This window comes from Glaciimonas soli (assembly GCF_009497155.1).
GTDB lineage: Bacteria > Pseudomonadota > Gammaproteobacteria > Burkholderiales > Burkholderiaceae_D > Glaciimonas > Glaciimonas soli.
Map to the genome: position 1 here is coordinate 1 of NZ_WINI01000004.1, position 24,465 is coordinate 24,465.

General features: G+C 52.2%; 19 protein-coding genes, 3 tRNA genes and 2 pseudogenes. 9 read left to right on the plus strand and 15 right to left on the minus strand.

Features of this window, described 5'->3' with window-relative positions; all coding sequences use genetic code 11:
* The 5 genes and pseudogenes from GEV47_RS08275 to GEV47_RS08295 form a co-directional block, all read right to left on the minus strand.
* A pseudogene (locus GEV47_RS08275) lies at window positions 1–61 on the minus strand (GTP-binding protein); the annotation flags it as partial.
* Between the two features lie 114 nt (window positions 62–175).
* A tRNA-Thr gene (locus GEV47_RS08280) sits at window positions 176–250 on the minus strand.
* A gap of 28 nt (window positions 251–278) precedes the next feature.
* Window positions 279–352, minus strand: a tRNA-Gly gene (locus tag GEV47_RS08285).
* A 50-nt stretch (window positions 353–402) separates the two neighbouring features.
* Window positions 403–488, minus strand: a tRNA-Tyr gene (locus GEV47_RS08290).
* 212 nt (window positions 489–700) lie between these two features.
* The gene (locus tag GEV47_RS08295; RefSeq protein ID WP_153234300.1) at window positions 701–1,771 is read right to left on the minus strand and encodes a gamma-glutamyl-gamma-aminobutyrate hydrolase family protein; all 1,071 of its coding nucleotides are present in this window, start codon (window positions 1,769–1,771) and stop codon (window positions 701–703) included.
* Window positions 1,772–1,987: 216 nt separating this feature from the next.
* Here GEV47_RS08295 and kefF point away from each other — a divergent pair, with 216 nt between their 5' ends.
* Together kefF and kefC are read left to right on the plus strand one after the other, a co-directional pair.
* On the plus strand, window positions 1,988–2,581 hold the full coding sequence (kefF, locus tag GEV47_RS08300) for a glutathione-regulated potassium-efflux system oxidoreductase KefF (RefSeq protein ID WP_153234716.1): 594 nt from the start codon (window positions 1,988–1,990) through the stop codon (window positions 2,579–2,581).
* A 4-nt stretch (window positions 2,582–2,585) separates the two neighbouring features.
* Window positions 2,586–4,424 (plus strand): glutathione-regulated potassium-efflux system protein KefC, encoded by a 1,839-nt coding sequence (gene kefC / locus GEV47_RS08305; protein WP_153234301.1) that lies wholly within the window; start codon window positions 2,586–2,588, stop codon window positions 4,422–4,424.
* Window positions 4,425–4,473: 49 nt separating this feature from the next.
* On the opposite strand, the gene GEV47_RS08310 is transcribed toward kefC, so the two are convergent.
* Window positions 4,474–4,668: a DUF2905 domain-containing protein gene (locus tag GEV47_RS08310; protein WP_153234303.1), complete on the minus strand. Its 195-nt coding sequence runs from the start codon at window positions 4,666–4,668 to the stop codon at window positions 4,474–4,476.
* A 40-nt stretch (window positions 4,669–4,708) separates the two neighbouring features.
* Window positions 4,709–5,881, minus strand: coding sequence for a class I SAM-dependent methyltransferase (locus GEV47_RS08315; protein WP_153234304.1), 1,173 nt, complete (start codon window positions 5,879–5,881; stop codon window positions 4,709–4,711).
* A 106-nt stretch (window positions 5,882–5,987) separates the two neighbouring features.
* On the opposite strand from GEV47_RS08315, the gene GEV47_RS08320 reads away from it, so the two are divergent.
* From GEV47_RS08320 to glmU, 5 genes are all read left to right on the plus strand, one after another.
* Window positions 5,988–6,836, plus strand: coding sequence for an SDR family oxidoreductase (locus GEV47_RS08320; RefSeq protein WP_153234306.1), 849 nt, complete (start codon window positions 5,988–5,990; stop codon window positions 6,834–6,836).
* Window positions 6,837–6,840: 4 nt separating this feature from the next.
* Window positions 6,841–7,239 carry a dihydroneopterin aldolase gene (locus GEV47_RS08325; RefSeq protein ID WP_153234308.1) on the plus strand — a complete coding sequence of 133 codons (399 nt, stop codon included), beginning with the start codon at window positions 6,841–6,843 and terminating at the stop codon, window positions 7,237–7,239.
* 94 nt (window positions 7,240–7,333) lie between these two features.
* Window positions 7,334–8,260 carry a tRNA 2-thiocytidine(32) synthetase TtcA gene (ttcA, locus tag GEV47_RS08330; RefSeq protein ID WP_153234717.1) on the plus strand — a complete coding sequence of 309 codons (927 nt, stop codon included), beginning with the start codon at window positions 7,334–7,336 and terminating at the stop codon, window positions 8,258–8,260.
* Window positions 8,261–8,528: 268 nt separating this feature from the next.
* Window positions 8,529–9,122, plus strand: coding sequence for a YXWGXW repeat-containing protein (locus GEV47_RS08335; RefSeq protein WP_153234309.1), 594 nt, complete (start codon window positions 8,529–8,531; stop codon window positions 9,120–9,122).
* A 177-nt stretch (window positions 9,123–9,299) separates the two neighbouring features.
* On the plus strand, window positions 9,300–10,658 hold the full coding sequence (gene glmU, locus GEV47_RS08340) for a bifunctional UDP-N-acetylglucosamine diphosphorylase/glucosamine-1-phosphate N-acetyltransferase GlmU (protein ID WP_153234311.1): 1,359 nt from the start codon (window positions 9,300–9,302) through the stop codon (window positions 10,656–10,658).
* A gap of 70 nt (window positions 10,659–10,728) precedes the next feature.
* Here glmU and GEV47_RS08345 read toward each other — a convergent pair.
* The 3 genes and pseudogenes from GEV47_RS08345 to GEV47_RS08355 all read right to left on the minus strand — a co-directional run.
* A pseudogene (locus tag GEV47_RS08345) lies at window positions 10,729–10,974 on the minus strand (type II toxin-antitoxin system RelE family toxin); the annotation flags it as partial.
* 61 nt (window positions 10,975–11,035) lie between these two features.
* Window positions 11,036–11,290: a type II toxin-antitoxin system prevent-host-death family antitoxin gene (locus GEV47_RS08350; RefSeq protein ID WP_228124634.1), complete on the minus strand. Its 255-nt coding sequence runs from the start codon at window positions 11,288–11,290 to the stop codon at window positions 11,036–11,038.
* Between the two features lie 86 nt (window positions 11,291–11,376).
* Window positions 11,377–11,841, minus strand: a complete 465-nt coding sequence (locus GEV47_RS08355; protein WP_153234313.1) for an Lrp/AsnC family transcriptional regulator — start codon at window positions 11,839–11,841, stop codon at window positions 11,377–11,379.
* 172 nt (window positions 11,842–12,013) lie between these two features.
* Between GEV47_RS08355 and glmS the strand changes: the two genes are divergently transcribed.
* Window positions 12,014–13,831, plus strand: a complete 1,818-nt coding sequence (gene glmS / locus GEV47_RS08360; RefSeq protein WP_153234314.1) for a glutamine--fructose-6-phosphate transaminase (isomerizing) — start codon at window positions 12,014–12,016, stop codon at window positions 13,829–13,831.
* A gap of 603 nt (window positions 13,832–14,434) precedes the next feature.
* On the opposite strand, the gene GEV47_RS08365 is transcribed toward glmS, so the two are convergent.
* The 5 genes from GEV47_RS08365 to GEV47_RS08385 form a co-directional block, all read right to left on the minus strand.
* Window positions 14,435–15,400, minus strand: a complete 966-nt coding sequence (locus GEV47_RS08365) for a fimbrial protein (RefSeq protein WP_228124635.1) — start codon at window positions 15,398–15,400, stop codon at window positions 14,435–14,437.
* A gap of 104 nt (window positions 15,401–15,504) precedes the next feature.
* The gene (locus tag GEV47_RS08370) at window positions 15,505–18,093 is read right to left on the minus strand and encodes a fimbria/pilus outer membrane usher protein (protein ID WP_153234316.1); all 2,589 of its coding nucleotides are present in this window, start codon (window positions 18,091–18,093) and stop codon (window positions 15,505–15,507) included.
* 141 nt (window positions 18,094–18,234) lie between these two features.
* Entirely contained in the window at window positions 18,235–18,990 is a 756-nt protein-coding gene (locus tag GEV47_RS08375) for a fimbrial biogenesis chaperone (protein WP_153234317.1), read from the minus strand.
* Between the two features lie 125 nt (window positions 18,991–19,115).
* Window positions 19,116–19,691 (minus strand): fimbrial protein, encoded by a 576-nt coding sequence (locus GEV47_RS08380; protein ID WP_228124636.1) that lies wholly within the window; start codon window positions 19,689–19,691, stop codon window positions 19,116–19,118.
* A gap of 222 nt (window positions 19,692–19,913) precedes the next feature.
* Window positions 19,914–22,916 carry a sensor histidine kinase gene (locus tag GEV47_RS08385; RefSeq protein WP_153234319.1) on the minus strand — a complete coding sequence of 1,001 codons (3,003 nt, stop codon included), beginning with the start codon at window positions 22,914–22,916 and terminating at the stop codon, window positions 19,914–19,916.
* 219 nt (window positions 22,917–23,135) lie between these two features.
* Here GEV47_RS08385 and GEV47_RS08390 point away from each other — a divergent pair, with 219 nt between their 5' ends.
* Window positions 23,136–23,774, plus strand: coding sequence for a response regulator transcription factor (locus tag GEV47_RS08390; protein WP_153234721.1), 639 nt, complete (start codon window positions 23,136–23,138; stop codon window positions 23,772–23,774).
* Window positions 23,775–24,465: the final 691 nt, after the last annotated feature.

Below are 24,465 nucleotides of genomic sequence, written 5' to 3' on the forward strand. Positions count from 1 at the left end.
CGTGGCCGATAGTACCGACGTTTACGTGCGGCTTGGTCCGTTCGAATTTGCCTTTTGCCATTTTGAACTCCTAATGATTTGATAAGAATGCTCAGGCACACGCCCGACTGCGACTACAGATGAAAAACATTTACTTCTTTTTTGCATCAATCAAGAAATTGACACAGGAATTCTTTGGTGCTCTTGACGTGGATTGAACACGTGGCCTCTCCCTTACCAAGGGAGTGCTCTACCACTGAGCTACAAGAGCTACGCTTCATTTACGCTAAACACAGAACTGGAGCGGGTGAAGGGAATCGAACCCTCGTCTTAAGCTTGGAAGGCTTCGGCTCTACCATTGAGCTACACCCGCGAGATCATTTCCACATTCACTACCACGTTATTTTCACTACTGAATCCATTTGGTGGGGAGGGCTGGATTCGAACCAGCGTACTCTCTCGAGGTCAGATTTACAGTCTGATGCCATTAACCACTCGACCACCTCCCCGCACGGAACCCAAGACTATAGTGAAAGACTCGTCATTTGTCAATATTTATTAGCAGCTTTACCTAAAATATTTCTTTTAAATAAAACACCATAAAAACTGCGGCGAACCCAATCACGTTTGGGTCGCGCAGTATACTACGAGATTTTTCAAAATCACAAGTGGAATACAGTAATTTTTACTGTTTTTTTTAACTTTCTATAAAAAGCCTAAGTCAGAAGCGCGTTGCACGTGCGGCTTGTAAAAACCCATCCAAAATTGGGGTGCAATCGAGCAATGCCGGGCCGCTTGCGCGATGAAATTCAGGGTGCCACTGCAATCCCATGACAAACGGTGCTTTGCGGTAACGAATTGCCTCAATGATGTTGTCATCGCAAGAAATCGCCTCCACCGTTAAATCTCGCCCCAAATCCTTGACGGCCTGATGATGAATGGAATTGACGACCCACTCTTTCTCAGAATGAAACAATCCTGCCAGTGACGATCCTGGCGGAAACTTAACCGCGTGATGCAGACGCTCATAATCCTCGTTCACGTGAGTAATTGAGCTTGGAACATCGCTTGCAATATCTTGATATAAGGTGCCGCCTAGTGCCACATTAATTAACTGACAACCACGGCAAACTCCTAAAACCGGCTTCCCTGCCTCGATGAATTCGTGCAACAACTCCAATTCATACATATCACGAACCCGATCACCACCCCACTCCGGTCGGGTCACCGCTTCTGCATAACTTTGAGGCGAGACGTCGGCACCGCCTTGCAGCACAAGGCCATCCAAATGTTTGGCGTAATCACGCAAGCGGATGCTGCTGGGATGCACCAGACCATTGGTATTGACCGTCGGAATCATGAATACCATCACATCACGCGACATCACCCATTGCGCAATGGATTCCTCCAAATATTGCAAAGTCCGCCCACGCAATCCCTTCGCCCCCTCTTCCGGGTGAAAAATCCGCGCTGAAATACCAATCTTCAAGGTGCGCTGCATCATGCGGCGCCCGGCCTTATCAGACAATGCGCGGAAACGTGCGGCAATCAAATTCCACACCTGCCCCCACGGCGCCTCATCGTTCTTCAAACTGGAAACAGACTGCGCCGGTTGATGATTTTGATTTTGCGCGGCGGTTTGCGATAAAGGTGTCTGAGTACTCGCAGCGGCGGATGCAGGTTGCGCACCATACGAATCCGAAGCAACCGCAACCGCAGGATCAATTGCGTCAGGAGTGACTGAATCAACACCTGCATCAGGTTTAGTATCCATATTTTTTATATCAGCCATGTTGTCCGAATAGAAAAGAAGAATATAGGTAGACTACAAGCAACGTAAAAATATCCCCGCCCCATACGTAAAATTGTCCCGATAACAAATTCACCAAAGCTTGTTATCGCTGACAATACAGCGACAAGGCAATGTGATTCGACACTGCCAAAACGATTTTGCGTCAGTCCGATAACAAAGTATATGCTTAGTACACAGCCAGCAATCGCAACCACTATGAAACCGATACCGAATATTTTAGTTTTGTACGCCCACCCGACTCCGCATCATTCGCGCATCAATCAACGCATGGCCGATTCAGTGGCTTCATTGGCGCATGTGCATTTACATGACCTATATGAAACTTATCCCGACTTTCATATCGCTGTGCGCCGGGAGCAAAGCTTGGTGGCCGCTGCTGATTTGATTGTGTTTCAACATCCAATTCAGTGGTACAGCATGCCAGCACTGCTTAAACAATGGGTCGATATGGTGCTCACACCGGGATGGGCATACGGCCCCGATGGCAACGCGTTGCGCGGTAAGGATTTCTGGTTAGTCGCCACAACTGGCGGCAGTGAAGCGTCTTATCGGGAAGAGGGGCACAATCGGCTACCATTCTCAGTCTTCCTGCCGCCTTATCAACAAACGGCACAACTATGTGGCATGCGCTGGCTACCGCCGCACATTTTGCATGGCGCTCATCAAGCAAATGAAGCCGCTTTACTCGCCCACATCGATCTTTATCGCGAGCGCCTCGCAACTTATCCGCATTGGCCTGAATTGCAGACAATCAACGGCTCTCCCTCATCAACTCACGAAGTCGACTAAATTCATGGAACACAATCTTCTGTTCAACGCATTAGTTTATTTGGGCGCAGCAGTAGCCGTGGTGCCGATTGCAAAACGACTTGGGCTGGGTGCAGTGCTCGGCTATTTACTGGCTGGCATGGCGATCGGTCCGTGGGGATTTGGCTTAATCACGGGCGTTGAAGTCATCCTGCATTTTGCTGAATTTGGTGTCGTATTACTGTTGTTTGTGATCGGACTAGAACTTGATCCTAAGCGTTTATGGTCGTTGCGGCGACCTATCTTTGGCTGGGGCGGCGCCCAAGTAGCCAGCGTCACGCTGGTTTTATTCGGCGCGGCAATCGCCTATGGCGCTGATTGGAAAACCGCGCTGATCGCTGCTCTGGGCATGTCCTTGTCTTCCACAGCGATCGTCATGGCAACTCTGGGCGAACGCAAACTGACATCCACGTCTGCCGGCACTGCTGGCTTTTCCATTTTGTTGTTTCAGGATATTGCCGCTATTCCGATGATTGCCATCGTGCCTTTTCTCGGCGTAGCTGTCGCTCATGGCAGTGGTCAAGGCTGGCTGACTGCCGTCAAAGTAATAGTCGTCATTGCCGCCTTGATCATCGGCGGTCGCTATCTGATTCGCCCTTTGTTACGCATGATGGCGATGACCGGATTGCGAGAAATTTTTACCGCTTTCGCGCTTTTTCTAGTCATCGCCACTGGTTTATTGATGGAATGGGTCGGTATGTCGATGGCTTTGGGTGCATTTCTGGCCGGCGTGTTGTTAGCCGATTCGGAATATCGTCATGCACTGGAAACCGATTTAGAGCCTTTCAAAGGCTTGTTGCTAGGTTTGTTTTTTATTGCGGTAGGCATGTCTGTCGATTTCGGCGTTTTCATCACCCATGCGTTGCTGATCGTAGAATTGCTGGCCACTTTTTTGCTGATCAAAATCTGTGTGCTATACCTGCTCAGCAAAGCGTTCAAGATCCCTCGCGAACAGCAATTCTTGTTCGCAGCGTTGCTATCGCAAGGTGGTGAATTTGCTTTTGTGGTGTTTGGCGCAGCGGCCACCGCCAAAGTGTTTTCTCATGAAACGGCCTCTATCCTGATCGCTGTGGTTGCCCTGTCAATGGTCACCACACCGTTTTTACTCATCATCTACGACAAGCTGGTCGCACCTTATTTTGCTGCCGCGCGAAAGCGGCCAGATGACGATATCGATGACAACGATGATCACGTCATCATTGCAGGCTTTGGCCGCTTCGGCCAAATTATCGGCCGCTTGCTACACGCCAATCGGATCAACTTGACGATACTTGATCATGATCCAGATCAGATAGAACTGCTACGTCAATTCGGATTCAAAGTTTTTTATGGTGACGCCACCCGTATCGATTTACTGAAGACTGCTGGCGCCGCCAAAGCGCGAATGCTAGTGGTAGCCATCGACAATCCAGAAGACAGTGTGCGGCTGATCGCCGCAGCACGCCACGCTTTCCCACAATTGCCAATAGTTGCGCGGGCGCGTAACGTCACACATTATTATGATCTGATGGATCTGGGCGTCACCGTAATCGAACGCGAAATGTTCGATTCAGCTTTATATCTGGGCCGACGTGCACTGCAAGAGCTTGGCTTTGGCGCCTATCGCGCACGACAGGCCGCGATGAAATTTCGTGCTCACAATATCAAGACCGTACATGAGTTTTATCCGCATCGCGGAGACATGACAAAATTGGTGCCTTTGGCCAAAAAGGCGCGCGAAGAACTGGCAGAAATGTTTGCACAGGATCGTGTGCTACGTGGCGATACGCCGAATGAAAGTTGGGATGATGATGCGCAAAACATGCACGGACATAGTGAGAAGTAAGATAGGTGGATGAAGCGTAGCGATACCCATCCCACTATTTGCGTCCTCCTTACAAAAACCGCGCCAGCAAAAATACGACCGTCGAAATCAATATAGTGGAAGCAAATGGCAAAGAAAAAACTTTGCCAAATAATTTGAAACGAAAATCGCCCGGCAAACGCCCGATGCCTAGTTTTTCCAACCACGGTAACGCGCTTGAAAATACAATCACCGCAATAAAAATCACTAACAGCCAGCGTATCATCGCGTGCTTTCCGAAAAACGCCGTAAAGAAAAATGGGCCATTAAATACCTAAGCGATGGCTACGGTCTTGACGTAAAAAACGTTCTGGCAATGCTGCATTTATGCCGACCACCAGCACCTTGAATAACTCCCCCATTTCTGCGGGCGATAACAACTTTTGCATCGCATTGGCTTGCGGGAGATAGCGCATTACATTTTCCGGCGGCGTTCGCAGCAATAACTGGGAAATGCCAGCTTCCAGTAAAAATCCGGCTTGACTGGTATAGCCCAACACATCCAAACCACCGGCCATCGCCGCCTCGGTCATGGCAGTGAAATCAACGTGCGCGGTGATATCCTGCAAACCCGGCAAATAAAATGGATCGGGATGCGCGTGATGGCGGTAGTGACACATCAGCGTGCCCTGATCACGCTGCTCTAAATAATATTCAGCCGCGGGAAAGCCATAATCAAACAAGAATGCCGCGCCACCTGCTCCGCCTTTCAGCATCGCCGCCAAAGAATGCATGAAACCGATTGCAACCGGATGCACTTCGGTCAAATAATCAACTGCCAACACATCAGCGTCAGGAATTTGCGCCACCAATGCTGCATCAGCCGGTCGATCAATTGTGGAAAATACGATCTCATCACCCACAGATTCATGCAACCCCACGCCGCGCTGCAGCCAGCCATGCTCGCCTTTCAGCACCAATTCAACCGGCATCGCGTCCAACACTTCATTCGCAACCACCACGCCTGAAAAAACTGCAGGTAAACTATCTAACCAGCGCACTTGCGGGAATGCGCTTAATTTCTGTTCCTGGCGCGCCCGTAATTCGGCCGACAATTCAACGATGTAATACGCATCTATTGAACTGCCGATTGTTTGCAATTCCGTCAAGATATCAAAAGCCAGTTGTCCGGTGCCAGCGCCGAATTCCAAAATATTCGGCGATAATCCATCCTCTGGCGCAGAAATTAATTCTGTTGCCAAATTCGCCAATGTTGCACCAAACAACGGCGTAATCTCTGGCGCGGTTGTAAAATCACCGTCTTTTCCTAATTTTGCCGCTCCGCCACTGTAATATCCGAGCCTGGGCGCATATAGCGCCAACTCCATAAAACGTGAAAATGGAATCCAACCTGCATGAGAGTGAATTTCTTGCGCTATGCGCTGCTTGAGTGCTTGAGACGCAGCCAGGGCGTCTGGATGTGGAATGGGTAATTGCATGCCCGGCATTATAGTGAAACTGCGAGAAACTGCGGTAAAACTGCCGCAGTTTTAAGAAGCAAGCGCGCTAAAAACAGCAGAGTAGCCACCAATTGAACAAAATACGATGACGCTATCTAATCAAATTAAACAAACAAACAAAGTTGCCGAGCTTGCTAAAGTTGCACTAGTCACCGGCGCGGCTCAGCGCATAGGTCGCAGCATTGCGCTAGGACTTGCCAGGGATGGCTGGGATATCGCTGTGCATTATGGTCACTCTGAAGAGCAAGCATTGGCAACTGTTGCCGATATCACCGCCTTAGGCCGCCGCGCTGTCGCCCTGCAATGCGATTTAGGTGATGAAGCTGATGTGAAAACATTGCTGCCACGAGCGATTGCTGCACTGGGCTCGGTATCTTGCATTGTGAATAACGCGTCGCGCTTTGAATATGACAGTGCCTCCGATTTTTCGCAAATCCAGCTTGATCCACATATGCGCGTTAATCTGGCTGCACCGATTTTGCTGGCGCAGGCATTGCATGCTGCCACACGGCCCGGCAATCAAGCGTGCGTGATTAATTTACTGGATCAAAAGTTGGCGAATCTGAATCCCGATTTTCTTTCTTACACCTTATCGAAAGCGGCGTTGCAAGCGGCCACCACGATGTTGGCACAAGCTTTAGCGCCAACGGTGCGGGTAGTCGGTCTTTCACCCGGCATCACGATCGTCTCGCCGCATCAAAGCGATGTCAATTTTGCCGCTGCCCACAAGATCGCACCATTGGGGCAGTCCAGCGTACCCGACGATATTGCTGCCGCCGCTTGTTATCTGGCCAGCGCCAGCGGCGTTACCGGCACCACCTTAATCGTCGATGGTGGCCAGCATCTGCTGTCATTGCCACGTGACGTCACGTTTGTCGCCGACTCAACCGCGCAGCCCAACACGCAAGCCAACCCTACTTCTGAAAATAACTAACATCATGCTCTCAGCCCTGACCCATCCTCAATTAGCCGATTGTCGCCGCCTGTTTTTAAGTAATTACGAGGTGATGATCAATATTGGCGTTTATGAATTCGAAAAAAAGGGTGAACAGCGTGTGTTGATTAATATCGACCTCTACGTACCGCTGGCGTTGACCACTCCAAAGCAAGATCAAGAAAGTGAAGTCCTCGATTACAACCTGATGCGCAACACCATCAAAGAACGTATGGCGCAAGGTCACGTGCATCTGCAAGAAACCTTATGTGATGACATTGCAGAACGTTTGTTGTCACATCCGTCAGTGCGCGCAGTACGTGTTTCAACCGAAAAACCAGATGCCTACCCTGATTGCGACAGCGTCGGTGTCGAAGTATTTAGAATCAAGTCATCAGTTTAGAAAGAGTTTCAGCAACATGAATATCGTACAAAAAATTTTTGCACCCAACCTGTTGGATTTACCAACACCGAGTGCAGCAACCGAGCCAGTCACTATGACAACCACGAATAGTAGTGTGAATAGCGTCAAGCAAATCGAAAAAATTGCTCACGAAAATAACAAATTACACAAACGCTTGTGTCGTCAGGTCGGACAGGCGATTGGCGATTTCAACATGATCGAAGATGGCGATAAGATCATGGTCTGTTTATCGGGCGGTAAAGATAGTTATGCTCTGCTCGACATTTTGATGACGCTGCGTGAACGTGCGCCCATCAACTTCGACATCATTGCCGTCAATCTGGACCAAAAACAGCCTAATTTCCCGGCTCACATTTTGCCGGAATACCTGACTAAACTCGGCGTTGCTTTTCACATTGAAAATCAGGACACTTACAGCATCGTCAAGCGTGTGATCCCAGAAGGGAAAACCACTTGCTCGCTATGTTCGCGACTACGCCGCGGCATTTTGTATCGCGTCGCGACGGAACTGGGCGCGACCAAAGTCGCCCTCGGCCATCATCGTGACGACATCATGGAAACGTTTTTCCTGAACATGTTCTTTGGCGGAAAACTCAAAAGCATGCCGCCAAAATTACAATCAGATGACGGCAAACAAATCGTGATCCGACCATTGGCGTATGTTGAAGAAAAGGATCTGACGCGCTATGCAGAGGTCAAACAATTCCCCATCATTCCATGCGATCTATGCGGTAGTCAGGAAAATCTGCAACGCAAACAAATCAAGGGCATGCTGCGTGAGTGGGAGAAAAAACATCCTGGGCGCGTGGATAATATTTTTGCATCGCTGTCCACTGTCGCACCATCACATTTAATGGATCGAAAGCTGTTTGGCTTTACTGATTTAAAAGCCGATGGCGTAGCGGACGCGAACGGCGACATCGCATTTGATGACGAACCGTGCGCAACACCGACGTCAACTATCCCCAACATCATTCCTTTGCGAACTATGGACGAGTAATAAAAAAAAGACGCGAATCGCGTCTTTTTTTATAAGAATACTTAATCGATAATTTTACGGTATTACCGCAACGATCCCGATTCCCCGATCAAAGACGACACACAGTAAATCAATAACAGGTCCGCTAACACCAACCTGGTCGTCACCAAAATACAACGGAATAGCCGTCTTTTCGGCAAATTCGCCTCAAGTTGAAAGCAATTGTAAGGCACGTATTCTTTCCGCACGGCATTTGTTTACACTCCTGTGTCCCTTTTTTGGAGTTAATATGAATCGCCGTTCCTACCGCAATACAGTTTTGGCACTGACTGCTGTGACCGTACTGTCACTCACCGGCTGTGTGGTCGAGCCTCCGCACCAGCATGTCGAACACGTGCAACCGCGCATAGTTCAAGCCCCGCCTGCACCGCTAGTTGAAATCATTCCTTCTGCACCCTCTCCTGATGCATATTGGGTTGGCGGACATTGGAAATGGGAAGGCAATCGCTACGTCTGGAACAACGGACATTGGGAACAATCACGTCAAGGTCAGGTATATCAACAGTCTTACTGGACCCAAAATGGCGGTGAATTTGTTTTCCATCAAGGTCACTGGGTAAACATACAACCTGCATATAACACCGCACCTATCATCATTAACGTCGCACCGCCACCACCAAGAATCGAAATCATCAGCGCCGCACCAAGCCCGAATCATGTCTGGATCGGCGGTTACTGGCGCTGGAATAACAATAATGGCCGCCACGAATGGGTCAATGGTCATTGGGAACAACGTCGCGATGGTCAATTCTGGGCACCAGGTCATTGGGTCAGAAATGGTAATAGCTGGTCGTTCTCAGGTGGCTTCTGGCAGCACTATTAATCTCTGAAATAACGTGTAGCTTGTTTGACGAGGCCGGGAAGCGTTGCGCTTTCCGGTCTTTTTAGCAATTCAAGCGATACATATTGCATTCACCGGCACTTCCTCTTGAGACATATCGTCAATTCAGGTCGCGTGCTAAAATTTTGACCTTCCCTCTTATTCGTAAAGTCTGCTCTTATGAACGTTGTTATCCTCGCCGCCGGTATGGGCAAACGCATGCAATCGGCACTGCCTAAAGTGTTACATCCTCTGGCAGGAAAATCGTTACTCGGCCATGTGATTGATACAGCACGCACGCTGTCACCGAGCAAGCTATGTGTGATTTATGGCCATGGCGGCGATGCGGTGTTAAAACAATTTGATGCCGCCGATCTGGTGTTTGCCAAACAAGAACCACAACTAGGTACCGGACACGCTGTGATGCAAGCGGTGCCACAATTGGATGAGAGCGTGCCGACTCTGGTGCTATATGGTGATGTGCCGCTGACTTCCAGCGCCACACTACAGCGTTTAGTCGATGCCGCAGGCGCAGACAAATTAGCGATTTTGACGGTGCAGCTGGATGACCCGACCGGTTACGGCCGGATCGTTCGTGAAGATGGGAAAATCGCCCGCATCGTTGAACAAAAAGATGCCAACGCAGCCGAACGTGCTATCACCGAATGCAATACCGGCATCATGGTAGCGCCAACCAAACAGCTCAAACAATGGCTGGCCAATCTGTCCAATAACAACGCACAAGGCGAATATTATTTGACCGATATCGTCGCCAGCGCGGTCGCTGCAGGCACACCGGTGGTATCAGCGCAACCGGATGCCGCATGGGAAACGCTCGGCGTTAACAGCAAAGTACAGCTGGCGGAACTAGAACGTATCCATCAACGCAGCGTTGCCTATGCTCTGTTAGAACAAGGCGTGACCTTGCTGGATCCTGCCCGAATCGACGTTCGCGGCACCTTGCATTGCGGTCGCGATGTCACGATTGATATCGGCTGTGTATTCGAAGGCTGCGTCACGCTGGAAGACGGGGTCAGCATCGGCGCCAACTGCGTCATCAAAAATGCACATATCGCGCGCGCATCCAACATCAAACCGTTTTGCCATGTTGAAGATGCGAGCGTCGGTGCAAGTTCACAAATCGGACCTTACGCACGTTTGCGCCCCGGTACAGAACTTGGCGAAGATGTTCACATCGGCAATTTTGTTGAGGTCAAAAACAGCCAGATCGCCGCGCACAGCAAAGCCAATCATTTAACGTACATCGGCGATGCCACCATAGGATCACGCGTCAACATCGGCGCTGGCACCATCACCTGCAACTATGATGGCGTCAACAAATTCCGTACCGTGATTGAAGATGATGCTTTCATTGGTAGCGACAGTCAGCTAATTGCGCCAATAACGGTCGGCAAAGGCGCAACGCTAGGTGCGGGAACAACGCTGAGAAAAGATGCGCCAGCCGGGAAGTTGACCCTGTCACACAGTAAACAGGTGACGCTTGAAGGTTGGGAGCGACCTGTGAAAATAAAGAAATAGATCTGAAAAATTAACGCCATGCTTGTGTTTAAGTCCGGCGCAAAATAAAAGAAACAAAATGGCCGGAGTGCTAGCTTCGGCCTTCCGCCAACGTGTAAGCTTGATTTTTATCGCGTTTCCCTACCGCCAGCACCAATACAGTGACCGTCATGTCGTTGACTTCATATACCAAGCGATAACCAGCATCCCGCAATTTGATTTTATAAGCATCTTTCATATCTCTGCCATGTAAACGCGCAGAAGGAACACGCGGCGTTTCAAGGCGTTTCTCGAGCTGCTTTTTGAATTGCACTTTGATCGAAGGATCAAGTTTTTTCCATTCGTTTAACGTATCCTAATGAAATGCTAGCGTATATATTCCTGACATAACTCACGCTTCACAGCTCATCTAGCGTTACTTTCACCACTTTTCCACCACGGCGATTGCGAACTACGTCCGCTAAAGCAATATCCTCCAATTTTTCCAACATTGCCTCAAATGCCTCTGCTGGCACCAGATAGGCTGTTGCCCGATTGTGATTAAGTATCGCAACAGGGGAGTTTCCCCCCTCTTCGATAACCTGCCCGGGATTGCGTCGTAATTCGGTAATACTCACTGTTGCTCTGGCATGGATGGCATTTGTCATACTCATGATAATGTCCTTTAATAAACTCATTTATATTGCGCATAACTATACGCATTTTTATGTGCTTTATTATTCCCGCAACATCCTCAATGTCAAACCGCAATCCGCGTCTCAAACTTACTGCGCAAAATCGAAAAGTACGCCTTCACATTACGCACATTTTTTTGCGCAGCAAATACTTGATGCGCCAGGGCGTGATACGCCGCCATATCGGCCACCTGCACCACCAACACAAAATCAGGTCCCGGTGAAACCCGATAACATTGCAATACTGCGGCAACGTTAGCGACTACTGCTTCAAAAGCAAGCTGATGCTCATCACCCTGATGATCCAGCGTCACTTCCACAATCGCGGTCAAACCGCTGCCAACCTTTTCTGGCGCTACCAAAGCCACCTGACGTGTGATTACGCCGAGCTCGGTTAAACGCTTTACACGACGCAAACAAGTTGCTGGCGATGCATGTATCCGCTCAGCTAATTGCTGATTGGTTTGCGATGCATCGGTTTGCAGTGCATTTAGAATCCGCTTATCCAGCTCATCCAAAGTAATATCCATTTTAACCCTTGGTAAATTTGAAATATAAATTCAATATTTATTAATAATTGATATTTAATTTCACAGTAAAGTCTTTGTGAAATAATACATCGATTATCTATAAATTTAGATCATTTATTTCATTCACACTAACCTAAGATACGCGTATTCCATCTTTCTATTCGAGGTTGCTATGTGCGGTATCGTCGGCGCGGTTGCGCAAAATAATGTCGTTCCAGTTTTGCTAGAGGGCTTAAAGCGGCTTGAGTATCGCGGTTATGATTCGTGCGGCATAGCATTGCATGTCGACGGCAAATTGCAGCGCTCGCGTAGCACCTCGCGTGTGGCGGATCTCGAAAACCAGATCGCCATCTCCGGCCTGGCTGGCTTCACCGGCATCGCCCACACTCGTTGGGCCACGCACGGTGCGCCGGCAACCCACAACGCCCACCCGCATTTTTCACGTGATCGCATCGCACTGGTTCACAACGGCATCATCGAAAATCACGATGAACTGCGTGCTGAATTGCAAGCGGCCGGTTATGTGTTTGAAAGTCAGACCGACACCGAAGTGATCGCTCATCTGATCAATCACATGTACACCGGTGATTTGTTCGAAACCGTACAGCAAGCCGTCAAACGTTTAACCGGCGCTTATGCCATTGCCGTATTCAGCGTCGACGAACCACATCGCGTCGTCGCTGCGCGCCAAGGTTCGCCGCTGATCGTCGGTGTCGGTAACGGTGCCAATTATGTCGCATCAGATGCAATGGCACTGGCTGGCACGACCGATCAAATTATCTATTTGGAAGAAGGCGATGTCGTTGATCTGCAATTGCAGCGCGTCTGGATCGTCGATGTCAACGGCAAAGCGGTAGAACGCGAAGTCAAAACCGTGCACGCATATAGCAGCGCGGTTGAACTCGGCCCGTATCAGCACTACATGCAAAAAGAAATTTTCGAACAGCCGCGCGCCATCGCCAACACATTAGAAGGCGTCACTGGCGTGATGCCGGAATTGTTTGGCGATAAGGCGTTTGGCATTTTCAAGCAGGTAGACTCAGTCTTGATTCTGGCTTGCGGTACCAGTTATTACGCAGGCCTCACCGCCAAATACTGGATCGAATCGGTTGCTAAAATTCCTGTCAGCGTCGAAATCGCCAGCGAATACCGCTATCGCGATAGTGTGCCAAACCCGAATTCATTAGTCGTCACCATTTCGCAAAGCGGCGAAACGGCCGACACGCTTGCCGCACTAAAACACGCCCGTGCGCTAGGCATGCACCACACGCTCACCATCTGCAACGTCGGCACCAGCGCGATGGTGCGCGAGTGTGCATTGGCGTATATCACACGTGCAGGCGTTGAAGTCGGCGTCGCGTCGACCAAAGCCTTCACTACGCAATTGGTCGCCCTGTTCTTGCTGACTCTCGCGTTGGCACAAAGCAAAGGCCGGCTCAGCGACGAACAAGAAGCCGCGCACTTGAAAGCATTGCGCCATTTGCCCGCCGCATTGCAAAGCGTACTGGCGCTAGAGCCGCACATCGTCGCCTGGGCCGAAGCCTTCGCCCGCAAAGAAAACGCCCTGTTTCTCGGGCGCGGCATTCACTATCCGATTGCTCTGGAAGGTGCATTAAAACTCAAAGAAATCACCTACATCCACGCTGAAGCCTATGCTGCAGGTGAACTCAAACACGGCCCACTGGCACTAGTCACCGAAGAAATGCCAGTCGTCACCGTCGCACCAAACGATGCACTTATCGAAAAACTCAAATCGAACATGCAAGAAGTCCGCGCCCGCGGCGGCCAGCTATACGTCTTCGCCGATGCCGATTCCCGCATCAACTCCAGCGAAGGCGTACACGTGATTCGCCTGCCTGAAAATTATGGTTTGCTGTCGCCGATTTTGCATGTGGTGCCGCTGCAGTTGCTGGCGTATCACACGGCGTTGGTGCGTGGGACGGATGTGGATAAGCCGCGGAATTTGGCTAAGTCTGTGACTGTGGAGTAAGGTTGGGGCAAGGTCTGGAATGATGAAAACAAACAATAAAGTCTGTCGGGTGGCAATATAGTCTGTCGGGGGATACTAAATTCCATAGATATCTTTAATTCTCTTTTTTTAAGAGTTATCAGTGGCTTTAATGGAATGAACGCTCCTTTAGTTAAGCGGGTAATTCTCACCCTCACTATTTTGGCACTTTGATGCCGTTTTGAAAGGGGGCGTCCATTCCATTAAAGCCCAGATAAATCAAAATCAATCACGTTTCACACTGAACTTCAAGCAACTATTGGGATTCAATTTTATAGAAATTTAAATACTGAATCATCAATTGAGCTTGGCCCAGGAATTCATTCGATATATTTTAAGCAGTCAATCCCCAAAGATTATTTCCAACGAGGGAACGTCAATGCTCGCAGATAAATTTCATCGTAGAATTCTCCCATATTTGTTCAACACGTCCGTAGATGCATAGTCGCATCAATATGACCACCATTTCGCGTCTTAAAGTAGGCACACATTCGCATTTCAAAATAGCCGCCACAAGCAAAGTTCGATTCGCGCGTCATCGAAAACTGCCAAATGTCGCATGCGATCATTTTGAACCGATTCGGATTACTGGTAATCCAGCAGCACGGTCATCGCGCCGTTAACCGTCCCCGGCTTGATTGTTTCATCGGTCTTGATATAAGAGGCCTGCATCGGAATCATGTACGAACCGCCGGTTGCCTTGTTGTACGCGTTTACCATCTTCGACATCCCGAAGACCGCAGCGATGCCCTGGTCGTCGGTGATCCGAATATTCACGCCACTCGCGGTCGAATCTCCGGTAAGTGGCAACACGCCCGATGAGCTTGAGAGCATGCCTCCGATTGGTGAAAGCGTATAGCCAATCCGATTGTAGCCCGCCGGACAATTGTTGATCTGGATCCGAAAGTTCTGCGACCCGGCCGTTGAACCGATATCACCGAAATTACGCACTGGCGCGGTGGGCAACGTCACGGTTTGGGCCGGCACTGAGCAAGTGCCAGAGATCGGTGTGATCTTACCGCTCAAATAGATGGCTTGGTAAGTTGTTCCTTGCTCTTGCGAGTAAAGGATGAAATAGGACGCTGAGCCCGATGCGTTGATGCCCGCGAGCGAACCACTGCGAATTGGCTGTCCGTTGCTCAACAATTGTACCTCGAGCGGCTGACTGCTCTGTAGCGCGGGAGTGAACCTCATCGTCGGATATGCCTGTCCGTTGATTAGGAAACGAGTGGACACGCCGGGCACGTTTGTGGCGATCGTCGGTCCCGGAGCGTTAGCCTGGCCGCCATTCGGATAATTGAGAATTTGGGAATAATTACAAGTCGGCTTTCCGCAAGCTTCCAACGGTGAAATGTAGTGCCGCGCCAGCACAACTCCGCTAGGCGTGTTCATCGGTAGCGATATCTCTCTCCCAAAAGCATAAATCGCGCTCATCGCTGATGGCGAGGTGCCTATGCCGACCAGAAAAACAAAAAAGAACACGACTGTATGCAATTGCCGCATGATCATCGTAAGTGCATCATTGTTATGTTTCATCTCGATCGTCACCATTAAATTTCCTCTTTCCTGATCATTTTGTCTTTTCGTACCTGCATAGCCTAGCGGGCGGACAACGCGACGAACCCACCCTGTTCGCGGCTCAGCCCCTCCAGGGACTACTGTGTGGCACACACCGCGTCGAGCCGCCGCACCGTATTCCTGTATGCCATTTCATTGACCATCGGCAGCGCATAGGAGATCGAACACAAGGCCCGCGCGTCGTCGCTCCAGCGCACGGTCAACGTCCCCTTGTCGTCTAGCCCTCGCGCGAAGACCCGGCTACCCTGTCCAACTACGCCGACCTCCTTGCCCGTTGCATCGACGACCGCCGCGCCGAACGGCAGTCCGCTGCCGTTTGGACGCCGCGCGTCAATCACCGCTGACTTACCCAATGACGTCGGGAATGTCAGCATCAATACCGCACCGGCACGCGGCGCAACCTGCTGCGTCGTCGTCTTCACTTCAACGTCGGTGGATAAGCCTTCTGGATCAATCTCGACCGAGTTCATCGAATACGGCGTCAGGTACGGCACGACGGCATAGCCATGTCCATCCACCCGCACTCCCTGCGCATTGAGCACGCGCGCACCGGCCGCATCCGGTGCGTTGACGATCGCGAAAGTCTCTGACAGCGGCTGCGCGAGTGTCACGCCGCCGCGATGCGCAACTGCCGCGCCGCGAATGCCGAGCGAACCCTGCTGATAGCCGGTTCCCGCGCCCGCCGTCGCCGACACTTCACCGTAAGCACCGCGATACACGAGCGTGCCGCTGCCGTCGTTGCTGGCGCGGTCAACGCCGCCGGATGCCCGGTTCCCCGTTACGCTGTACGACAGCTGATCATCGCGGCCTGCCGAGCCAGACAAGGTCGTGGTTGCCTGCATCTGCCCGTTTGTGTTACGTGAGAAACTGGCTGTCGCCATCGTCGACGATGCGCGACCGAGCGGAATCGTCGCGCTCACGTAGTACGTCGTCTCGCTCCGCCCCATCCGACTCCTCTCGCGCAACGCCGATACGCTGTAGCTGACCCTGCGAAAGTTATTCGAATAGGAAACCGAATAGTTGAGATCCGAGCTGTTGCGATTCCAGTAATTCACCGTCGACACGCTACCCGCAAGTCGCCCGCCGCGCTGACCGAGAGCCTGATTAAGCGACAGCGACATGCGGCTACGCTGCCGCACGACCGAATCGACCGATCCGTATTTTTCGACCTGCTCGCGCACGCGCATCGCGTCGTTCAGCCCGAAATAGCCACTCGTCGAATAGCGATACGCGGCGACCGTCACGTCGGTCTGCGTCTGCCTGATCGACTTCGAATAACTAATCCGCGCACTAGTACCGGTGAAGCGCTTGACGCCCGGTACCGAGGTGCCGGCCTGCGCGACATCTATCCCGATCGCTCCGACCGGCGTGTTGAACGCGCCGCCGAGCATTCCCGACAGATAGCCCTGTGCGATGGTCATGCCGCCGTATCCAGTGACCAGGTTCGTAATGCCTTGCTGCCACGTGCCCTGCATAAATAACGGATTATTGTTACTCTGCATATCGCGGACCGTACCAGCGACAAAGTTGTAGCGATGCATGCCGGGCCGCAGAGACAACGGTATCGCGGCATACGGTACACTGAACTGACGTACCGAACCATTAGCTTCAGTCACCGTCACATTCAAATCACCGCCGTATCCGGTCGTATACAAATCATCGATCTCGAAGGCGCCAGGCGCAACCGTGGTCTCGTAGATTGTCAGGCCGTTCTGGCGAATCGCCACCTTGGCATTGCTATTCGCGACTCCGCGCACGACCGGCGCATAGCCGCGCATCGATTCCGGCAACATCCGGTCGTCAGAGCCGAGCTGCACGCCGCGAAACTGCGTCGAATCGAACAACTCACCCGTCGTATACGATTCGCCGATTGTCAATTGCGCTTTCAGTGCCGCGAAGTCTCGGCGCATGTAGGTCGCGATGTCCTGATACTGGCCACCGCGAGTAGTTCCCCAGCTGTACGTGCCTTCGTGCCGAAAGCGCCATTCATTCAAGTTCACCCCTGCGGTCAACCCGACATAACCCTGCGTGGTCGTCGCCCTTCCCGCGCTGCGCTGCGCGTAGACATTGGCGTTGTAGTTCAACATCCCCATCGTCACGCCCTCATCCCAACGATCGGGGCCGACATAGCCACGCGGGCTGCGGCGCAAGGCGGATTGAGGAATGCCCAGACGAAGGCGCTGATCGTCGAACACGAACGCGACCGCAGCGTTCGGAATCGCTTCCGCCAATTCCATGCACGCGCGATCCTCGCTCAACCGCGCGCGTGTTTGTTCGGACAGACGCTCGACATCCACGCCTATGTTTTGTAGCAAGCTTGCATCGAAGCAGGGTTGAGCATCCGGCGAATGCGCCGACACCCGGAACGCGATCCGCTCGCTCTTGACGAGATTGTCGTTCACGTAAACATCGACGCGATATATGCTGGGTAACACGGCATTGCCCTTCTCAAACCGAGACAGATCCACCTCACGGCGACCATTGTCGGTCAAAAAACCACTGTCGAATTGGACTCTTGCCACCTGCGTTGCAACTTCGCTTGACGTCAACGTTCCGCCGTTCGCTGACTCGTGCCAGCAGATGATCGCCGTTAGTACCATCGAATAGAGCAAGTTCAGGCGCGGCGCATAACGCAAGTCGGCGTCGCTTTCGTAAAACCAATTCATATTCACTCCGATTTTTATTTCATATTGCGAATCTGCCCGCCTGTAGATCGCAAATTATTCCGCACCGCGCAGAAGTCAGATGGCAGCCACTTCACCGGCTATTTTTGTTCTGAACGGAAAAATTCTTATCTCTAATGGACATCAATCGCTCGGCTTGTCGCTGATCGAGATTGTTTTCTGCGGCCGAATCACACCCCAATCATCAATCACGCTGTAATCGACCGTCGCGCGGACGGGGGCGGTTTTCACCCCGTGAGCCGACAACGTCACGGACTCTCTGGGGCGTACGAAGCCTGGCTGTAACGCATACTTGTGACCATCAGCGACGAGTTCAATGCTGCCGAAATTCACGACATATGCACTCGGATTCGTCACTTTGACGGCTAAATCTTTGTCGTCAGGCTGACGGACGATTTCCCAGCGCAGTTGTGTCGCTGGGGTAGCCTTATCCGGCAGGCCAGCAGGGCGAAACATCAGCTTGATACGCGTACGGAATGCGAGCTGAATGCGGTTCGCGCCATCGCTGCTGCTTGCCTTCGGCGGCACTTCCAGTACGTTCAGCCAGAACAGCGACTCGCGATCTTCCGGCAGCGGTTCGCCGGTATAGAGCAGCCGCAGCGACTGCCCGTTGCCCTGATCCAGCCGGAATATCGACGGCGTCAGCGCGAACGGCACGACGATCTGCTCCGGCGGCTGCTTTTCGTTGCCGGTATCGATCCAGGTTTGCACCAGTGCCGGCGTATCACCATCGTTCAACAGGCGTACCGTGACTTCACGGTTCTCACCCGGAAAAATCACGCGCGTTCCGGTGATGACGACGCTTGCATGCGCACATTGAGCCCACATCGCCGCACACAGGGCGAGCGCAGCCATGGATTTAGGTATCCGCCAGTTCATAGGTTAACTCGTTCGTTTAATCGAATTCAAGCAGCCGGACGAACTATCGGCGCTTGAATACAGTTAGATATGGGGATGGAGCGTGAAGCCGTCCGACATCGCGTCGAGCGGCCTCCGCGGGAGACTTACTGATAGTCCAGCGAATACTGAATACGCGAGTTCGCGGAGCCAGCCGTTGCCTTGCCGGTCGCGAAGTACTCGGCGTAGTAATTGAGCGTTGCGGTGCCATCGGTCAGCGCGACGGCCTGGGAGTTCTGCTGCAAACCTGCGGCACCCACCTTGATCGGTTGTTGTACGTCGTTGAGCAGATTGATCTGCACGTTGCCTGCAACCGTATCGGCGTCGCCGGAGGAAACGGGCATCAGGCGACCGCTTGACATATCGACGGTATCGCCTGCTTCAAACACCGTCGACACCTTGGTCGAATCGCCTGTGCAGCCACTTAGTTGAATCGAAAACGGCGTACGACCAGCCGCTACACCGGTATCCGCAAGTGCGCTTACAGATACGCTGGGCAGCTTGACGCTCATGTTCTTACCGCCGACTGCACCGCCACCGGCACTGATCGTGCAGGTCGTCGCCAACACCTTCCCGCTAAACGCGATCTCGCCGTCGGCCGCCATGGCCGGTAATGCCGCCGCCATGGCAGCTACTGTAGTCACACACAGGATCGTGCGTTCAATGTTCATTTTCTTACGCATATGTCTTTACCTCAAAAAAATCAGATTATCGAAGAAAATAAAGCGTCACCTTTGCATCACAAGTGTTTTCGCTTAACTTCGATTGAGATTATCCCAAGTGATGATTCACATGAATATGAGACATGTACCAAGCTCATGAGGTATTGACTAGTACATGTCCTATTGCAGCCTCACGGTGAGCACAATCCGATTTATAGGGAGCGCTGCAACGACGTTGCGCTGTCAAAGTCGCGTTGCCGTATCGAACTGCGCCAACGCAGTTTCTACGCGCTCACCGAGATGTACCAGCGCGTGCGTGAGAGCCTCACTTTCGCTGATCGGATCGTGCGCGAGTTGCGTTTCGATCTGCCGGCACACCGCCGCAACCTCGTCAAGTTGCAGCATCTTGAACGCCCCTTTGATCGAATGGATCTGAGCGGAAAACGTGTCCCAATCGTGGCGCTCTAGTGCGTCGTGAGCTGATCGAAGTGACTTTTCCGTTTGCTGCGCGAGCATGCCCTTCAAGTGTGCGGGCCGTGCGACTGGCGAAACGTGAGCCGCGCCGCCAGTCGCGGCACTTGGTCCCATCGTTTTTTTCAGACAACGGCGAACGACCGCATCAATCAATGCCAGCGACATCGGCTTAGATAGGATCGCCGATATCCCAACCTCTTGAAAACGCATAGTGTCCGTGGCGGTGACATCCGCCGTAATCGCGATGATCGGCGTATTCGCTCCCTGATTGCGCAAGCACGTCGCCAGCGCGTAGCCGTCTAATTTCGGCATCCCCAGATCGGTGAGCACAATATCGTAATGTCGTTCATTGAAATAGCGAAGCGCTACGAGCCCGTCTTCAGCAAGATCGCAGGTATAGCCGAGCGTATGGAGCTGATCGCGGATCAGCTCACGGTTCACTTCATGATCCTCTGCCACTAACACGTGAATACCACGCAGTTCCTCGTCCGTGACTTCCGGCTCGGTCGATACCTCCATTTCGTCGGCGCTGGTGGCGAGTGGCAGCGTCACCGTAAAGATGCTCCCGCGATCCGGCTCACTCGTGACTGCTATCGTGCCGCCCATCGCCTCGACGAGCCGCTTGCAGAGTGCAAGCCCGAGGCCCGTCCCACCGAAGCGGCGCGCGATCGTTTCGTCCGCTTGACCAAACGCCTCGAAGATTTTGGCCTGCCGTTCCGTCGGGATGCCGATGCCGGTGTCCGTCACTACAATGTCGAGCCCCTGCGCAGAGCTCTGGCTCGTTTGCACGCTAATCGCCACGGCACCACTGTCCGTGAACTTGATAGCGTTGCCCACGAGGTTCACGACGATCTGACGCAATCGCGTCGAGTCGCCGATATAGCGCAGCGCGATCGAGGCATCGACCGTCTCGGTCAACGTCAGTTTCTTGTGTTGCGCAAGCGGCATCAACATTGCGACGGTGTCGCGGATCATCGCACGAACATCGAAGCTGCTCGACTCGAAGCGCATTGCTCCCGCTTCGGCCTTCGAAAAATCGAGAGTGTCGTTCAAGATGTCAAGCAACGCACGCGACGATGAGGTCACCGTGCGCAGCCGCGCTGCAATCGGTGCCGACTGGGGCAAGCGCTCGATTAATTCCAGATGACCAAGGATCGCATTGAGCGGCGTACGAATCTCGTGGCTTATCGTCGCGAAGAACACACTCTTTGCCGCATTCGCACTGTCCGCCGCCTGTTTCGCCACAGTCAGTTGACGCGCGAGTTGCCGCTCTGCCGTCACATCCGAGAATGCTGCAACCATCACCGGACGTCGCTGGAAATGTGCAGGCGTCAGCTTCGCCACGACGTCAATCGCACCATCATCCGTCGTCGGCAAATGCAGTTCGACGTCAACCGTCTCCGCTTTTTCTTCGCGCCGCTGATGAAACGCTGTCGGTGCGTCCTGACTCAGCGCACCTCCGATCAACCCTTTTCCCCGTTCATCCAACTTCGCCCTGAGCGCCTGCATGTGCGCATTCTCCAGCAACGTCGAATGGTCGCTTGCATCGATCAACGCGAGTCCTACCTGGGCCGTCTCGATCAACGTACGACTTAGGTTTTCGCTGTCGAACACGCGTTCGGAGCGCTCGAACAGCGGAACCATAATCTTTCTATGAAAAAAGAGAACAAATATCCACAGTATTGCAACGGCGATTGCGGCGACAGCGGCCGACGTTGCCATATCACCGGCGACGACATGGAACATCACGCGCCACGGCAACGTATAGATTATCGTAAAGCCGGTATCGCCGAGCGGGCTCGCCAAGGTAAATGCGCCCCTCTCAAACGCCTCAGCGATATTACGCGGCGCGGTGTGCAATATCGTCAGTGCCCATGCAATAGTCGATACTGTCGGTCTCTCGGAAGAGGTGCTGATGATCGGCTCGCCACGTGCGTCGACAATGGTATAAAAGCCCGTGAGCGAACGACCAGCCAGGCCCTCGGTCAACAAGGACGTGCGATATTCGCCGACCACCACGCCGAATGGAGTACTCCCGTCGAATGCAAGCGCGGAGGCGCGAAACGTATCGCGCCCGGACAACCACCCTGTGTCCGGCGGCAGCCATCTAATACTACGCTTTCCCTCGCGCCGCTCGGAGGCCCATAGCACCACATCGTCGAGGCCAGCGCTGAAATAGCGCACGAGACGCGCACGATCCTTGAATGCGGCCGCAATAGCCGGGGCGTCCAGATTCGGTGCCGGCCGTATCGCGACGGTTGATCCCGACAGCGTCACGAAATAGATCCTGGGATCCCATAGGACTCTCGCGGAGTCGGTTAATATGTCGAGCCGACGCTCGCCCTCTCTCTGCACGCCATGCACCAATTCGATTACATGCTGTATGGTAGCGCCATCGTCCGGCCGTACCGACGGCAACCGTAGCATGAGCCCGGTATTCTGGCCTAGGCCATCGAAACGGACCAATCCGGCGCGCTGGAGTGTTGCGAGATCCGCCTCATCTCCTTGAGCAGCATGTTTCCACAAATACTCGGCATTCGTGGCGCGGAGTCGTACACTCGAGCTGATCGAATTGATGTTCGTTATCACACGAATGAGGTCGTTTCCGAACACATTGCGCTCATCCGTAAGCAACTGGCTCAAGGCGCTGATCGTTCCCAACACGAACCCAAGCAGAAGGAACAACGTCAACACACCCGCGCCGGTGAAGAGCAGGCGCAACTGATGGACTCGAAACCGGGAAAATAAAGTAGAAAGGGTTTGTGAGTACATGAAAGATGGACGATGTTAGATAGTGTGGCCGAGGCTTTTCATTCCTGATCGCAGTAGGTATTCAAATTCCTGTACAACACCCGGAAAATTGCGCCCCGACTGCGATATACTTCATTCGAAGCGCTACGCCATATCTGAAAGTCAGCGCTGAAGACATACATTCGACAATAGGCTAGCACAAATATCTTGAACAGCAAGAACCCATTTTTGATCCGCGTTATGCTTGCCGACGATCACCCGACGGTGCTTAGCGGACTTGCCCACGCACTGACGCCGATCAGCAGCGTGAAAATCGTCGGAACAAGCCAGAATGGCAGAGAACTGTGCGCAGCGCTCGCAAAGGAGTCGTGCGACGTAGTCGTCTCCGACTATTCGATGCCGGGCGGTCAACATAGTGATGGGCTCACGCTCTTTGAATACATCCAGCGCCAATATCCAGATGTAAACATTGTCGCGCTGACGGCGATGGACAGTCCGTCGGTCATTCAATCGCTGCTCGCAGTTGGTATTTCGTCGATTCTAAGCAAGTCGGATGCCATCGGCCACATCATCACGGCCATTCACGCGAGCTTTAGCGGCGGCGCATATCTGTCGCCAATCATCGACGACATTGTTCGCCAGCTCTCCAGCACAGGCGACGTCGGGCATCCGCTGTCACCGCGCGAGCATGAAGTCGTGCGACTTTTCGCGTCTGGACTGACGATCGGTGAAATCGCAAAGCGCCTCAATCGCAGCAAGCAAACAATCAGTTCGCAAAAGACATTCGCGATGCGTAAGCTCGGTGTGACGAACGATGCAGACTTGATCCGCTACGCGATAGAAACGCAGCTTGTCGCGTCGACTCCCAAGGATCGCTAGCCCTGCGCCGTGTCAGCTTGGCGGGTGTAATACCCTGTCAAAACCCAAGAACAATTTGTGGCCCACGTCGAAATTCGTATATTCCACTTATGTGTGATGCTAAATCGCTGACTAGCGGTTACTTTCACATGCGAAGTCGTGGCTACTTTAATGCGGATATGCAAGACATTCATCATCTGTTCAAAAATGCATCGGTTCGGAATAACCTCGAAAGCCGCGTGAATAAAGGGCTCGACAGACTATATTGCCTATTTCAACTGAAAATTTAAGATTCGCTATTAGCCCGACAGACTTTGCCGTCGATCTCTCGATTTTTCTTTTTCATAAAAATCAGATACTTATGAAATGCGTTTCCGACAGACTTTATTGTTCGCTTTCAAATACGTAAAGCGTTGCGGAAAATCTATTTCCCTTGTTTTTCTGAATTCTGTGTAAAATCAAAATCAACTTTGATGCAAACAACGGCCAGGGACGATATGGTCTATCGAGCCAGTTCTGACTCCCGAAAATACAGTCGTCAATAGCGAATATCGCTACTATGTAGTTATCCAAAACACAGGAGGAGCGAACACTTCGAAATGTCCAGGTCGTGACAGAAATGACAGGGGAATTGAGGCACAAACCATCTGCAGCTCAATTTGAGATGACGAATGCATCTGATACTGACCTTCATCCTGGCGACGAGCGGCGG

Excerpts from the sequence above, each read along its gene's own strand:
- kefC (WP_153234301.1), top strand. The coding sequence starts at position 2,586 with ATGGAACACAATCTTCTGTTCAACGCATTAGTTTATTTGGGCGCAGCA.
- GEV47_RS08365 (WP_228124635.1), bottom strand. The coding sequence starts at position 15,400 with ATGGTGACGATCGAGATGAAACATAACAATGATGCACTTACGATGATC.
- GEV47_RS08370 (WP_153234316.1), bottom strand. The coding sequence starts at position 18,093 with ATGAATTGGTTTTACGAAAGCGACGCCGACTTGCGTTATGCGCCGCGC.
- GEV47_RS08320 (WP_153234306.1), top strand. The coding sequence starts at position 5,988 with ATGACGCTATCTAATCAAATTAAACAAACAAACAAAGTTGCCGAGCTT.
- GEV47_RS08325 (WP_153234308.1), top strand. The coding sequence starts at position 6,841 with ATGCTCTCAGCCCTGACCCATCCTCAATTAGCCGATTGTCGCCGCCTG.
- GEV47_RS08355 (WP_153234313.1), bottom strand. The coding sequence starts at position 11,841 with ATGGATATTACTTTGGATGAGCTGGATAAGCGGATTCTAAATGCACTG.
- GEV47_RS08310 (WP_153234303.1), bottom strand. The coding sequence starts at position 4,668 with ATGATACGCTGGCTGTTAGTGATTTTTATTGCGGTGATTGTATTTTCA.
- GEV47_RS08295 (WP_153234300.1), bottom strand. The coding sequence starts at position 1,771 with ATGGCTGATATAAAAAATATGGATACTAAACCTGATGCAGGTGTTGAT.
- GEV47_RS08380 (WP_228124636.1), bottom strand. The coding sequence starts at position 19,691 with ATGCGTAAGAAAATGAACATTGAACGCACGATCCTGTGTGTGACTACA.
- GEV47_RS08390 (WP_153234721.1), top strand. The coding sequence starts at position 23,136 with ATGCTTGCCGACGATCACCCGACGGTGCTTAGCGGACTTGCCCACGCA.
- GEV47_RS08335 (WP_153234309.1), top strand. The coding sequence starts at position 8,529 with ATGAATCGCCGTTCCTACCGCAATACAGTTTTGGCACTGACTGCTGTG.
- glmU (WP_153234311.1), top strand. The coding sequence starts at position 9,300 with ATGAACGTTGTTATCCTCGCCGCCGGTATGGGCAAACGCATGCAATCG.
- GEV47_RS08385 (WP_153234319.1), bottom strand. The coding sequence starts at position 22,916 with ATGTACTCACAAACCCTTTCTACTTTATTTTCCCGGTTTCGAGTCCAT.
- glmS (WP_153234314.1), top strand. The coding sequence starts at position 12,014 with ATGTGCGGTATCGTCGGCGCGGTTGCGCAAAATAATGTCGTTCCAGTT.
- GEV47_RS08315 (WP_153234304.1), bottom strand. The coding sequence starts at position 5,881 with ATGCAATTACCCATTCCACATCCAGACGCCCTGGCTGCGTCTCAAGCA.
- kefF (WP_153234716.1), top strand. The coding sequence starts at position 1,988 with ATGAAACCGATACCGAATATTTTAGTTTTGTACGCCCACCCGACTCCG.
- GEV47_RS08375 (WP_153234317.1), bottom strand. The coding sequence starts at position 18,990 with ATGAACTGGCGGATACCTAAATCCATGGCTGCGCTCGCCCTGTGTGCG.
- ttcA (WP_153234717.1), top strand. The coding sequence starts at position 7,334 with ATGACAACCACGAATAGTAGTGTGAATAGCGTCAAGCAAATCGAAAAA.
- GEV47_RS08350 (WP_228124634.1), bottom strand. The coding sequence starts at position 11,290 with ATGAGTATGACAAATGCCATCCATGCCAGAGCAACAGTGAGTATTACC.